Source organism: Micromonospora sp. MH99 (assembly GCF_021442385.1).
Taxonomy (GTDB): domain Bacteria; phylum Actinomycetota; class Actinomycetes; order Mycobacteriales; family Micromonosporaceae; genus Micromonospora.
Genome location: NZ_MUZA01000070.1, coordinates 1 through 12496 on the forward strand (window position 1 = coordinate 1; position 12496 = coordinate 12496).

Annotated in this window: 10 protein-coding genes, 1 pseudogene and 1 riboswitch; of the genes and pseudogenes, 7 read left to right on the top strand and 4 right to left on the bottom strand. The window is 70.5% G+C overall.

What is annotated here, in order from left to right; genetic code table 11:
• Both B0E54_RS26715 and B0E54_RS26720 read right to left on the bottom strand, forming a co-directional pair.
• Positions 1-306 (bottom strand): annotated as a pseudogene (locus B0E54_RS26715) (hypothetical protein); the annotation flags it as partial.
• On the bottom strand, positions 303-1106 hold the full coding sequence (locus B0E54_RS26720; RefSeq protein WP_234588926.1) for a DUF881 domain-containing protein: 804 nt from the start codon (positions 1104-1106) through the stop codon (positions 303-305). The gene B0E54_RS26720 and the pseudogene B0E54_RS26715, both read right to left, overlap by 4 nt.
• A 222-nt stretch (positions 1107-1328) precedes the next feature.
• Here B0E54_RS26720 and B0E54_RS26725 point away from each other — a divergent pair, with 222 nt between their 5' ends.
• From B0E54_RS26725 to B0E54_RS26745, 5 genes are all read left to right on the top strand, one after another.
• The gene (locus B0E54_RS26725) at positions 1329-1592 is read left to right on the top strand and encodes a cell division protein CrgA (protein ID WP_007454145.1); all 264 of its coding nucleotides are present in this window, start codon (positions 1329-1331) and stop codon (positions 1590-1592) included.
• A 311-nt stretch (positions 1593-1903) separates the two neighbouring features.
• A complete protein-coding gene (locus tag B0E54_RS26730) occupies positions 1904-4102 on the top strand; it encodes a (Fe-S)-binding protein (RefSeq protein WP_234588927.1) in 2199 nt (732 codons plus the stop codon).
• 108 nt (positions 4103-4210) lie between these two features.
• The gene (locus B0E54_RS26735) at positions 4211-5533 is read left to right on the top strand and encodes a hemolysin family protein (protein ID WP_234588928.1); all 1323 of its coding nucleotides are present in this window, start codon (positions 4211-4213) and stop codon (positions 5531-5533) included.
• The gene (locus B0E54_RS26740; protein ID WP_234588929.1) at positions 5526-6527 is read left to right on the top strand and encodes a hemolysin family protein; all 1002 of its coding nucleotides are present in this window, start codon (positions 5526-5528) and stop codon (positions 6525-6527) included. Before B0E54_RS26735 ends, B0E54_RS26740 begins: the two co-directional genes overlap by 8 nt.
• 167 nt (positions 6528-6694) lie before the next feature.
• Positions 6695-7708 carry an NlpC/P60 family protein gene (locus tag B0E54_RS26745; RefSeq protein WP_234588930.1) on the top strand — a complete coding sequence of 338 codons (1014 nt, stop codon included), beginning with the start codon at positions 6695-6697 and terminating at the stop codon, positions 7706-7708.
• Positions 7709-7769: 61 nt separating this feature from the next.
• Here the strand turns inward: B0E54_RS26745 and B0E54_RS26750 are convergent, their stop codons facing one another.
• Positions 7770-9746 carry an N-acetylmuramoyl-L-alanine amidase gene (locus B0E54_RS26750; RefSeq protein ID WP_234588931.1) on the bottom strand — a complete coding sequence of 659 codons (1977 nt, stop codon included), beginning with the start codon at positions 9744-9746 and terminating at the stop codon, positions 7770-7772.
• A gap of 234 nt (positions 9747-9980) precedes the next feature.
• Positions 9981-10117, top strand: a riboswitch (cyclic di-AMP (ydaO/yuaA leader).
• Positions 10118-10130: 13 nt separating this feature from the next.
• On the opposite strand from B0E54_RS26750, the gene B0E54_RS32845 reads away from it, so the two are divergent.
• Positions 10131-11171, top strand: a complete 1041-nt coding sequence (locus tag B0E54_RS32845; RefSeq protein WP_234588932.1) for an NlpC/P60 family protein — start codon at positions 10131-10133, stop codon at positions 11169-11171.
• Positions 11172-11231: 60 nt separating this feature from the next.
• Here B0E54_RS32845 and dcd read toward each other — a convergent pair whose 3' ends face one another.
• Complete coding sequence (gene dcd / locus B0E54_RS26760) at positions 11232-11810, bottom strand: dCTP deaminase (RefSeq protein WP_234588933.1); 579 nt, start codon at positions 11808-11810, stop codon at positions 11232-11234.
• A 99-nt stretch (positions 11811-11909) separates the two neighbouring features.
• Here dcd and B0E54_RS26765 point away from each other — a divergent pair, with 99 nt between their 5' ends.
• Positions 11910-12467, top strand: a complete 558-nt coding sequence (locus B0E54_RS26765) for a pyridoxamine 5'-phosphate oxidase family protein (protein ID WP_234588934.1) — start codon at positions 11910-11912, stop codon at positions 12465-12467.
• The last annotated feature ends 29 nt before the right edge of the window (positions 12468-12496 follow it).

Below are 12496 nucleotides of genomic sequence, written 5' to 3' on the forward strand. Positions count from 1 at the left end.
CCGGCCGGCGCTGGGCGCGACCGGGTGGTCGGCGCGCGGACCGGAGCCGGGACGGACCGGCGCTACGAGGCCGTCGGCCGGGGGTGGGCCGGCGGCGCTCGGCGGCTCGGGAGCTGCCGCCGGACGCGGTGCCCGTGGCCGGCTGGGCAGCACGGGCTCGGGCCAGTTGCCGGTCCGGGACCGGCCCGACGTCGGCTCGGGCTGCTCCGGCGTCGGCTCAGGTCGGTCGACCTTGGGCAGGAAGGCGGTCGCGTCGTCCGCCTGGTCCCGGTGTCGCCCGTCGCGGCGGTCTTCCGGGCTGCTCACCTGGGCACCGTCGCCGAGCGCAGCGCGGTCGAGTCCTCGAAGGCCTTGATGGTCACCGTGGAGACGGACTCCTTGTAGCCGAGTTGATAGTCGTCGACTGCGTCCTTGAACAACCGGACTCCCTCAGAGCTGGCGAGGGCCTGCTGGAGGGCAGCGGGATCGCCGATTGCTACGATCTTGAACGGTGGGGAGTACACCCGCCCATGGAGCAGCAGGGTGTTACCGACGCAGCGTACCGCGCTGGTTGCGAGCACGCGGACGTTCATGATTGACATGGCCTCCGCTCCACCCGCCCAGAGCGCGTTGACCACGGCCTGTACGTCGCCCTGGTGCACGACCAGGTCGTCGTTGGTGGCGTCGGAGTGTGCCTCGTCGTCGTGCTGGGGCGCGTCGTTCAGCTCGACTGTCACGGCCGTGCCGGTGACGGCGGTGAACCCGGCCGCCTTGAGGCTGCCCTGGGCGCGGGCCTGCTGGGCCTTGATCGGGGCGTCCGAGCCGGCGAGCGTGTCGGTGCGTTGCTGGACCTCGTCGCGCAGGGTGGCAGCGCGGCGTTCGCTCGCCTCGACCTGCTGCTCGCGCTCCTCGATGAGCTGGTTGAGCTGGGGCCGCCGGTCCTCGCGGAGAGCGGTGCCGCCCGCCGTGGTCGCGGTGGTGGTGAAGAGCAGCCCCGCCGCGGCGGCGATCAGGGGCACCCCGATCGACCAGCCTGGTCGCCGTTGGCGTGGCCGCCGGGGCAGCAGCCCGGCGACGGCCCGTCGGAGGGCCTTCTGCCAGGAGGCGGCGCCGGATGTGTACTCCACCGAGCGTTCCTTCCGCGTGTCGGGGATCGGTTCGTGCCGGCCGGGCCGGTGATGCGAACAGTCCCGCCCTTTTCGGTCACTCCATGTACCTGCCTGACCCCATTCGTGGTCCAGGCGGCCGTTCCGGACTACGCTAGCTGTCGAACATTATTGGCCATGAACCGTCGCCTCCGCGTCCGGTTGTCAGGCCGGACGAGGTCGTCACCCCCTCTGGAGAGCGCCGTGCCCAAGTCTCAGGTCCGCAAGAAGAAGGTGTACACCCCGCCGACGGACGTCCGTCCGACGACGACGGCGGCGTCGCGCAAGCCTAGCCCGGTGTGGCTGCCGATCACCGCTGTCGCCCTGATCGTCGCGGGCATCGGCTGGCTGGTCGTCTACTACCTCTCCGAGCAGGAGTACCCGGTCGCCTCGTGGCAGTACTGGAACCTCGCGGTCGGCTTCGGCGCGATGGTCGCGTCGCTGGTGCTGCTCTCGCGCTGGCGCTGAGCCTCTCCGGCTGACGCTGGGCCTGGCCCGGGGGCGTCGCCGCGACGAAGGATCCAGGTCACCCGCCACGCCCCTGCCCGGCGGGACCGGGCCGGGCACCCTATGGTGTCCGCAGGCAGCGTGGCCTACTGCGAGATGACTCACGTTACCGCTGGGTAACCTTGCGCGTAGGCTGCACTGCATGACCGAGCGGAGCGAGGTCATCGACCGGTCCGGTCGCAGGTGTGCAAGCGGCGCGACGCCGGCTTCGTCCTGCTCCGGTCCCGGTTGCTGAACCGCTCGACAGGCAGCAGACCGGGGAGGCCAACTCGATGGGCAGCGTCCAGATCGTCACCACGATCCTCGCGGCCGGCATCACCGCCGTGGCGGTGTGGCTGGCGGTGCGCGCGGTCATGAAGATGACGGCCGTCATCCGGCTGGGGCAACCCGCTCCGGAGCGGTTCGCCGACAAGGGCGCCCGCACGAAGACGATGCTGGTGGAGACCGCTGGTCACACCCGCATGCTCAAGTGGGGCGTGGTGGGTGCCGCGCACTGGTTCGTGATGGTCGGCTTCATCGTGCTGTCGCTGCTGGTGCTCGAGGCGTACTTCGAGGTGGTCACCCCGACCGGCGGCCTGCCGATCATCGGGCACTGGACGATCTTCGGGTTGGCCACCGAGATCATCACCGTGCTGGGCCTGGTCGGCATCCTGGTGCTGATGGCGATCCGGCTGCGCAACCGGCCGAACCGGCTGGGCGGGCGGTCCCGGTTCACCGGCTCGACCATGTGGCAGGGCTACTTCGTCGAGTGGATCGTGCTGCTGGTCCTGATCTTCGGCCTGCTGATCCGCGGCTTCAAGGTCGCCACCGACCACTTCGAGTACCCGTTCTGGGCCACCCCGGTCAGTCACGCGGTCGGCGCGGTGCTGCCCGACTGGTCGGACGGGGCGAGCGTCGCCGCGCTCATCAAGATCGCCATTTCGATGACCTGGCTGATCGTCATCTCCCTGAACGTCACAATGGGTGTCGCCTGGCACCGCTTCCTGGCGTTCCCCAACATCTTCTTCAAGCGCGAGCCGACCAAGCCGGCCGGTTCCGGCCTCGGCGCGCTGCGCCCGATGACGAGCCAGGGCAAGCCGCTCGACTTCGAGGAGGCGGACCCGGAGAAGGACCAGTTCGGCGTCGCCCACGTCGAGCAGTTCACCTGGAAGGGCCTGCTGGACTTCAGCACCTGCACCGAGTGCGGTCGCTGCCAGTCGCAGTGCCCGGCCTGGAACACCGGCAAGCCGCTGTCGCCCAAGCTGCTCGTGCTGAGCCTGCGCGACCACGCGTACGCCAAGGCGCCCTACCTGCTCGCCGGTGGCGGCAAGGACCTGACCGGCGAGGAGAAGGCCACCCAGGCGCAGCTCGCGCACCTGGACGTGCTGTCGCTGGCCGAGGGCGACAAGCCGTTGATCGGCACCGCCGAGGAGGGCGGGATCATCGACCCGGACGTGCTCTGGTCGTGCACCACCTGCGGCGCCTGCGTCGAGCAGTGCCCGGTGGACATCGAGCACGTCGACCACATCGTCGACATGCGCCGCTACCAGGTGCTGATCGAGTCGAGCTTCCCCTCCGAGGCCGGCGTGATGCTGCGCAACCTGGAGAACAAGGGCAACCCGTGGGGCGCCCCGCAGAACACCCGCGAGGACTGGACCAAGGGCCTGGACTTCGAGGTGCCCCGGGTCGGCGAGGTGGACGACTTCGAGTACCTGTTCTGGGTCGGCTGCGCCGGCGCGTTCGAGGACCGCGCCAAGAAGACCACCCGGGCCGTGGCCACGCTGCTCAACGAGGCCGGCGTGAAGTTCGCGATCCTGGGCGAGGGCGAGACCTGCTCCGGCGACCCGGCGCGACGGATCGGCAACGAGTTCGTCTTCCAGATGCTCGCCCAGCAGAACGTGGAGACGCTGAACGAGGCGTTCGAGGGCCGGGAGAAGGCCAAGCGCAAGATCGTCGCGACCTGTCCGCACTGCTTCAACACCCTGGGCAACGAGTACGGCCAGCTCGGCGGCGAGTTCGAGGTGGTCCACCACACCCAGCTGCTGGCCCACCTGGTGTCCACCGGCAAGCTGACGCCGGTGCAGCCCGTCGACGGCGGCGTGACGTACCACGACCCCTGCTACCTGGGCCGGCACAACCGGATCTTCGCGGCCCCTCGCGAGGTCCTCGGCGACGCCATCGAGGGCGAGATCACCGAGATGCCGCGCAACAGCGAGCGCTCCTTCTGCTGCGGCGCCGGCGGCGCCCGCATGTGGATGGAGGAGAAGATCGGCAAGCGGATCAACGTCGACCGGGTCGAGGAGGCCATGGCCACCGGGGCGAAGACCGTCGCCGTCGGCTGCCCGTTCTGCTCGACGATGCTCAACGACGGGGTCAACGGCAAGGGTGCCGGCGAACAGGTCGAGGTGATCGACGTGGCGAGCGTGCTGCTGCGCTCGGTCAAGCCGGAGCAGCCGCGGGGCGACAAGGAGTCCGCGCCGGTCGCCGGCTGAGACGCGTACACCCGGGATCTGAACATCGACGGCGGTGGCCCCTCCGGGGGCCGCCGCCGTCGTGCAAGAATCTCGCCGAGGTGAGGCGACATCGACGGCCTGCTCTTGATGACGCTGTTGCCCCTGGTCGGCTTCATAGCCCTGACCGCGGGCAACGCGTTCTTCGTCGCGGCCGAGTTCGCCCTGGTCACGGTCGACCGGGCGGAGATCGACCGCCGCGCCGCCGCTGGCGACCAGGCCGCCCTGACGGTCCGCACCGCGCTGCGTGAGCTGTCCTTCCAGCTCTCCGGGGCGCAGCTCGGCATCACCATCACCGCGCTGCTCACCGGCTACCTGGCCGAGCCCGCCCTGGCCCGGATCTTCACCCCGCTGCTACGCCCAATCGCCGGGGACAGCACCGAGCGTTTCACCCCGTTCCTGGCGCTGGCCCTGGCCACGCTCATCTCCATGCTCTTCGGCGAGCTGGTGCCCAAGAACGCGGCGCTCGCCCAACCGATGCCCGCCGCGCTGGCCACCGCCGGGCCGATGCACACCTTCTCCCGGACGTTCGGCTGGGTGATCCGGGGCCTGAACGGTTCGGCGAACCGGCTGGTCCGGGCGCTCGGCGTGGAGCCGCAGGAGGAACTGGCCAGCGCCCGCTCGCCGGAGGAGCTGGGCCTGCTCGCCGCCATCTCGGCCCGCGCGGGCGCGCTGCCCCCGGACACGGCGATGCTGCTGCGCCGCACCATCCGGTTCGGCGACAAACGGGCGGCCGAGGCGATGACCCCGCGGGTCGACGTGGTGGCGCTGCGTGCCACCGCCACCGTGGCCGAGCTGCTCGAAGAGTCCCGGCGGACCGGACGGACCCGCTTCCCGGTGTACGAGGAGACCCTGGACCTGGTCACCGGTGTGGCCGGCGTGCCGGACGCGCTGGGCGTGCCGCTGGCCGCGCGGGCGTCGACGATCGTCGGATCGGTGGCCCGGGAGCCGGTGTACGTTCCGGAGAGCCTGGACCTGGACGGCGTGCTGGCGGCGTTGAAGGCGGCCGGGGCCGACCTGGCCATCGTGGTCGACGAGTACGGCGGCACGGACGGCGTGGTCACGATCGAGGACCTGGTCGAGGAGCTGGTCGGGGAGATCGCCGACGAGTTCGACCCGGCAAGTGTGGACGACACCGGGCCGGTCGAGCTGACCGTGCCGGGTGGGGAGCGCACGGTGCTGGTGGACGGGGTGCTGCGCTCCGACGAGCTGGCCGAGCAGACGGGCTTCCGGCTGCCCGAGGGGCCGTACGAGACGTTGGCCGGCTTCCTGATGGCGCAACTGGGGCACATCCCGCTGGCGGGCGAGACAGTCGACGCGGACGGCTGGGAGTTCACAGTGGTGGAGGTGGAGCGGCACCGGATCGAGCAGGTCCGGGTGCTGCGCCCGGCGGAGCCGGACGCCGATGACTGAGCTGCTGGTGACAGTGCTGCTGCTGCTCGGCAACGGGTTCTTCGTGGGCAGCGAGTTCGCGCTGATCGCGTCGCGGCGGACGGTGATCGAGCCGCTGGCGGCCAGCTCGAAGCGGGCCCGCTGGGCGTTGTCGGCGATGAACCAGATCCCGCTGATGATCGCTGGCGCGCAGCTCGGCATCACGGTCTGCTCGCTGGGCCTGGGCGCGATCGCCGAGCCGGCGCTGGCTCATCTGCTGGAGTCGCCGTTCCACGCCGTCGGCCTGCCCGAGCGCGCGGTGCATCCGGTGGCGTTCGTGCTGGCGCTCGGCGTCGTCGTCTTCCTGCACACGGTGGTCGGCGAGATGGTGCCGAAGAACATCACGCTGGCCGGTCCGGAGGTCTCCGCGCTCTGGCTGGGCCCGGCCATGCTGGCTTTCTGCGTGGCCACCAAGCCGTTGCTGCTGGCGATGAAGTGGGCGGCCCGCCGGGTGCTGGCGTTCTGGCGGATCGAGGCGACCGAGGCCGTGAAGACGGTGTTCACCGCCGAGGAATTGGCCGGGTTGGTGTCGCAGGCGCGTACCGAAGGGCTGCTCGACGCCGAGGAGCACGCCCGCATCACCGGGGCCCTGGCCCTGCACAGCCGGACGGCGGCGGACGCGTTGCAGCCGTGGTCGACGGTGGTCACGGTGGCCGAGGACGTCTCCCCGGCGTCGCTGGAGGTGCTGGCGACCCGGACCGGCCGGTCCCGGTTCCCGGTGGTGCAGCGGTCCACCCGACGTGTGCTGGGTTTCGTGCACGTCAAGGACGTGCTCGGGTACGCCGGGCAGGGTCGTCGGGCACCGGTGCCGGCCCAGGTGTACCGACCGCTGGCGGTGGTGCCGCCGGAACGTACGCTGGCGGATCTGCTGCTGGCCATGCGCCGCGAACGGCGGCACATGGTGCTGGTCAGCGACGGTAGGCGTCCGCTCGGAGTGGTCACGCTCGACGACGTATTGACTGCAATCGTTGGGTAATTGACGAACACCCTTGGTGTGCAAGCGGTTGCGTGACAGTGACGGTGACTCGGCTCGCCTTGATTCCGGCCCACCGCTTCCCTAATGTGGGGCACCGACCGCTGTGGGTCGTCTGCCTCGGCCCTTCCCTCACGCGAGGCGCCCGGCGGTCGGTTGCAAAGGAGTCGGTGCCGGTGGCAACCATGCCCCCTCATCGTCACGCCCCGGGACTGCCCGTTCGGCCGGGCGGTCTGCGTCGGGTCGCCCACCGTCTGCTCGTGCTGGTCGCCGCTGCCGCGGTCGGCGCCGGAATGCTCGCCGTGCCGGCTCAGGCCGAGCCCACGGTCGACGAGATCGAGGCGCAGATCGACAAGAAGTGGGAGCAGTTGGAGCCCACCATCGAGCAGTACAACAAGGTCCGGGCGCAGCTGAAGGTCAACCGGAAGAAGTCGTCCGACCTGCAGAAGAAGATCGAGCCGCTGGCCCTGCAGAGCGAGTTGGCGCTCAACCGGGTCGGTGACCTCGCGTCCCGCTACTACATGTCGGGCCCCTCGCAGGAGATCGGCGCGCTGCTCGTCAGCGCCAAGCCGGACACGCTCACCGAGCAGCTCACCCTCCTCGACCGGCTGGCCGCGCAGGAGCGCAAGCAGGTCGAGGGCGTGCTGGCTGTGCGGGCCAAGTACGACGGCGAGAAGCAGAAGCTCGACGCGCTGATCGCCACCCAGACCCGGCAGCAGAACGAGCTGGCGGCCAAGAAGAAGCAGATCGACGCCGAGATCAAGAAGCTCGAGGCGTCGATGCCCAAGACCACTGTCAAGACCGTCGGCTGCCCGACCATCAACGGTGTGCTCGCCGTCGCCGCCCAGAAGGCGATCAAGACGGCCTGCCAGCAGGTCGGCGACCCGTACGTCTGGGGCGCCACCGGCCCGAACTCGTTCGACTGCTCGGGGCTGACCCAGTACGCCTACAAGTCGGCCGGGATCTACCTCACCCACCACACGGGTGACCAGTGGAACGAGGGCAAGGCCGTGTCGCGTGCCGACGCCCGCCCCGGCGACCTGATCTTCTTCTTCTCCGGCCTGAGTCATGTCGGGCTGTATCTGGGTAACAACCTGATGGTGCACGCGCCTCGTGCCGGCAAACCGGTGCAGGTCTCCAGCATCAACACCATGCCCATCGCCGGGTTCCGCCGACCCGGCTGATCCAGCTGACGTCACGAGGGCCCCCGGTCGGATGACCGGGGGCCCTCGTCGTTCGTCGTCGTCAGCGGGGTGCGCCCACCGGGGACGGCAGGAGCTGCACGTCGGCGAGGTCGACGTACATGATGCGGTGGCCGAACTGGATCTGCACGTACCGGTTCTTGCCCCGGATCACCGTCCAGTCGCCGGGCGAGGAGCCGTCGAACGTGCTGGCCCGGTAGTACTCACCGGCCAGCACCGCGCCGACGGCGTACCGCTGACCGGCGGCCAGCGTGTACTGCAGTGGTGAGATCGCCTGGTAGGGCACACCCTCGGGGTAGGCGGTCTGCTCGGGGTACGCCCGACCGTAGACCGGGATGGTGGCCCGGCCGGGCTTCGGGACGGCCACCACGCCGACGGTCCAGCTGGCGGTCGGCGCGGATGCCGGGTTGTGGAACCAGGCCTTCTGCCCGAGGTACCAGATGGCCGTCCAGTCGCCCTGCCGTCCGGCCAGGGCGTACGTCTGGCCGGCGGAGGCCCGGGCGCCATGGTCCGACACGTCCATCGTGTTCGGGGTGCCGTCCGGGCGCAGCGCGATGTCGTTGACCAGCGGCGCGTCCTCGGACGGCGCGGTGTGCAGCACCACCGACGAGGAGCCGCGCGGCGCGCACGGCGTCCCAGGGGTGACGCAACCGGTGAACGCCGGTTGGTTGGTCGCGTAGTCGGGGTCGATCCGGACGAGCCCGGTGGCCGGGGTGCCGGTGTCCAGGCGCGGCGCGTGCAGCAGGTCGAAGTAGTGCGTCCAGTCCCAGTAGGGCCCCGGGTCCCAGTGCATGCCGCGCACTGTCGACGCGATGGTGCCGGGCACGTTGTCGTGGCCGATGATGTGCTGGCGGTCCAGCGGGATGCCGTATCGCAGCGCGAGGTGCCGGACGAGCTTCGCCGAGGTCCGGTACATCGCCTCGGTGTACCAGGTGCCCTGCGCGGCGAAGCCCTCGTGTTCCAGCCCGATCGACTTCGCGTTGACGTACCAGTTGCCGGCGTGCCAGGCGACGTCCTTGGTCTTGACGTGCTGGGCGATGTTCCCGTCCACCGAGCGCAGCGAGTAGTGCCAGCTCACGTAGGTCGGGTCCTGGACGAGTTTCAGGGTGGTCGCCCAACTCGCCTCGGTGTCGTGGATGACGATGTACTCGATCTTCTGGCGGGCGGGCCGGTCGGAGAGATCGTGGTTGCCGTAGTCGCCGTCGCCGAACGCCTCGTAGGGTGCCGGGATCCACTCACAGGAGACGGTCCGTGGGCACTCCAGCCCGTCCGGGCGGGCGAGTCGTCGCAGGCCCAGCCGGTCCAACCAGGACCGCTGGGGCTGGACCGCGCGGGCCGGCAACGTCACCCGCTGGCCGTCGTCGGTCACGCGGGACTCGCCGGCGCCGATGGTGGTGAAGACCTCGTCGGCGAAGGCCGCCGCGGCGTCGGCGCTGTCCGCGCCGGCGTACCGGGCCACCGCGCCGTACCAGGTGGCGGGGTCGGTGCCGGCACCGACCGGGGCGCCCACCTCCCGTTGGTACGCGGCCAGCAGCGCCGCCCCGCCCCGGATGTTTGTCGTCGGGTCGCTGCGCAGCGCCTCGGGGGCGGCCCCGGTCAGCGCGGCGGCGGCGTCGACGGTCTGCAACGTGGCGGTGGGCGGCGCGGGATCCGTGGCCGGCGCGGGTGCCAGGACGGCACGGGAGTCGTCGCCGCGCGGATCCTCGGCGCCGGCGTCGTGGTGGCCGCGGGCGGGTAGGGCGGCCACGTGGCGGGCATCGGTCAGGTGCATCGGTCCGTAGCCGCCGCTGGTGCTCGGGGTGCCGGCGTTGCTGTCCCAGCGGGACTCCAGGTAGGAGACCCCCAGCAGCACGGCGGTCGGCACGCCGTACTCGGTCGACGCGGCGGCGTACTGCTGCTGACGGTCGGCGGAGGGTGCTGCGGAGGCGGTGCCGGCGCTCAGCGGTACGGCGGCCGTGGCGATGACCACCGCGACCGCGAGCGATGCGCGCCGGCCGGCGGACAGGGTTGGACGTTCCATCGAACCCCCTAGATTTGACTGGTAACTGTGTCGTCACCTTCGCGCCGGTCGGGAGTCCGCGTCAATACCTTTCCATATATCAAACTGCATCGAAAGAAACCTTCACACACGCTCGGTGATCTCTTCCAATCGGTACGGAGTGTCACGGCCGCACGGGTTGCGGATCGGTAACGGCCGTCTCTACTCTGGTCATTTGTCGGCCCGGTAGCAGGTCTGCCCATCCCGGGCGGTAACGGACCGACACCGCCGAGTCGCGTTCGAGCGAGCCGGGGACCCAGGTTCCCCCGGGGTGAATCCGCAGCCAATGCGGTAGGGCGCCAACTTCCCGCCCGAACCCGTCAGCTAACCCGGTAGGCGGTCGGGAAGAAGGAGTACGGAACCCCGGTGGCCCTCCATGCCCCGCGGCCGTCGTCCGAACGGTCGGCCCCGGCCGACCCGACGTCGACAGTGCCGCGTCCACGCTGGTCCCGCTTCACCACCGCCCTCGCCGCACTGGTCGGCGTTGCCGTCGTCCTGACCGGCAGCGCCACGGCGGCCCACGCGGACCCGTCCGTCGCCGAGATCGAGCGCCAGATCGACGCCGACTGGAACAAGCTCGAACCGGTAATCGAACGGCACAACGCCACCCGCGCGGACCTGGCCGCCAAGCGCAAGCAGGCCGACGCGCTCGCCGCCCGCATCGCGCCCCTGGAGCGCCAGGTCGACGCCGCGATGAACAAGGTCAGTGCGCTGGCCGTGCGCGCGTACATGGGCGAGAACCTGTCGACGGTCAACACGATGCTCGGCAGCCGGTCGCCCGGCGAGGTGGTCGGGCAGCTCGAAATGCTCGACCGGTTCGCCCACAACCAGCAGCAGGACGTCCGGCAGGTCGCCGATCTCCGCGACGAGCTGGCCCGGCAGAAGGCGCCCCTCGACGAGATGGTGGCCCAGCTGACCCGGACCGAAGCGCAGCTGGCGGCGAAGAAGAAGCAGATCAACGACGAGATCGACAGGCTGCAGAAGCTGCGCCTCAAGGTGTACGGCAGCGGCGGCGGCGGTCCCCTGCGTCCGGCGCCCTGCCCGGCCAGCTACCCCGGCGGCGGCGCGGGCATTGCGGTCAAGTTCGCCTGCGCCCAGATCGGCAAGCCGTACGTGTGGGGCGCCGAGGGTCCGAACTCGTACGACTGCTCCGGGCTGATGCTCGCCGCGTGGGCGAAGGCCGGTGTGTCGCTGCCGCACAACGCCGCCGCCCAGAGCCGGGTGACCAAGAACGTCAGCAGGGGTGATCTGCGCCCCGGTGACCTGGTCTTCTACTACAGCGACATCCACCACGTCGGCATGTACGTCGGCAATGGCTGGGTGGTGCACGCCTCCCAGGCCGGTGTGCCCATCAAGATGAAGAAGGTCGACGACGGTCCGATCCACAGCTACGGCCGTCCCGGCTGACCGACGCCGGACACAGCGAGGGCCCGTCGCGATCTCGTCGCGGCGGGCCCTCGTCGTGCGTCAGCGCGTCGGCCAGGCACGCCAGTTCTGCCAGGAGCGGCTCGGCGTCGGCCCCCGCTGGCCCTGGTAGCGCGAGCCGTAGACCACCGAGCCGTACGGGTGCTCGGCCGGCGAGGAGAGCCGGAAGATGCAGAGCTGGCCGATCTTCATGCCCGGCCAGAGGGTGATCGGGAGGTTCGCCACGTTGGACAGCTCCAGCGTCACGTGACCGGAGAAGCCCGGGTCGATGAACCCGGCGGTGGAGTGGGTGAGCAGGCCGAGTCGGCCCAGTGAGCTCTTGCCCTCCAGCCGGCCGGCGAGCTGGTCGCCGAGCGAGATCACTTCCAGCGTCGAGGCGAGCACGAACTCCCCCGGGTGCAGCACGAACGGTTCGCCCTCGGGCACCTCGACCACCGAGGTCAGGTCGTCCTGCTGCATGGCCGGATCGATGTGGGTGTAGAGATGGTTGTTGAAGACCCGGAACAGCCGGTCGAGTCGTACGTCGATGCTGGACGGTTGGACCAGGGTGGGCTCGAACGGTTCCAGGCCCAGCGTGCCGGCCTTGATCTCGGAGACCAGGTCACGGTCGGAGAGCAGCATCGGACCACCATAGCCGCGTCGGCCGAACTGGCCGGATTCGGTGCCGGTGACCAGCGCGTCGAGGTCGCTGCTCGTACAGTTGTTCGATAGAATGTCGGCATGGCTTCCTGGTCCGAATTCGCCGCCGACGAGCCCCGCCTCGCCGACGGGATCCGCGTTCTCCTGCAGCAGTACGGGCCGGGCTTCGGCTACCTGGCCACGGTCCGCGCCGACGGCGGGCCCCGGGTCCATCCGGTCTCCCCGGTCATCACCGACGAGGGTCTCTTCTGCTTCATCATCGACTCGCCGAAGCGCCGCGACCTCGAACGGGACGGCCGCTACGCGCTGCACTCGTTCCCCCCGGAGGAGAGCGACGACGAGGCGTACGTGGCGGGCCACGCCTGGCCGGTCACCGACCCGGTCCGGGTGGCCCGACTGGCGCAGAGCGCCCGGGCCGAGCCGCAGGTCGACTGGCGGCTGTTCGAGTTCACCGTCGACGTGGCGATGTTGACCCGTCGCGAGCAGCACGCCGCAGGCGTCCCGGGTGTCACCCCGAGCCGTCCGGCCGTGCGGGTCTGGCTGGACCCGCAAGCCCCGCCCGCGCCGGCCGCCCCGGTCGCCGTACCGCAGACGCGCCCGGCCCGGCGCAGCCGTGACGTCCAGTGCACGGCCGCCTGACCACGGCCCTGTTGTCCCACAAAACGCCG

Bases quoted from the DNA above. Each gene is read 5' to 3' on its own strand.
- B0E54_RS26730 (WP_234588927.1), top strand. From the start codon at position 1,904: ATGGGCAGCGTCCAGATCGTCACCACGATCCTCGCGGCCGGCATCACC.
- B0E54_RS26735 (WP_234588928.1), top strand. From the start codon at position 4,211: ATGACGCTGTTGCCCCTGGTCGGCTTCATAGCCCTGACCGCGGGCAAC.
- B0E54_RS26740 (WP_234588929.1), top strand. From the start codon at position 5,526: ATGACTGAGCTGCTGGTGACAGTGCTGCTGCTGCTCGGCAACGGGTTC.
- B0E54_RS26750 (WP_234588931.1), bottom strand. From the start codon at position 9,746: ATGGAACGTCCAACCCTGTCCGCCGGCCGGCGCGCATCGCTCGCGGTC.
- dcd (WP_234588933.1), bottom strand. From the start codon at position 11,810: ATGCTGCTCTCCGACCGTGACCTGGTCTCCGAGATCAAGGCCGGCACG.
- B0E54_RS26765 (WP_234588934.1), top strand. From the start codon at position 11,910: ATGGCTTCCTGGTCCGAATTCGCCGCCGACGAGCCCCGCCTCGCCGAC.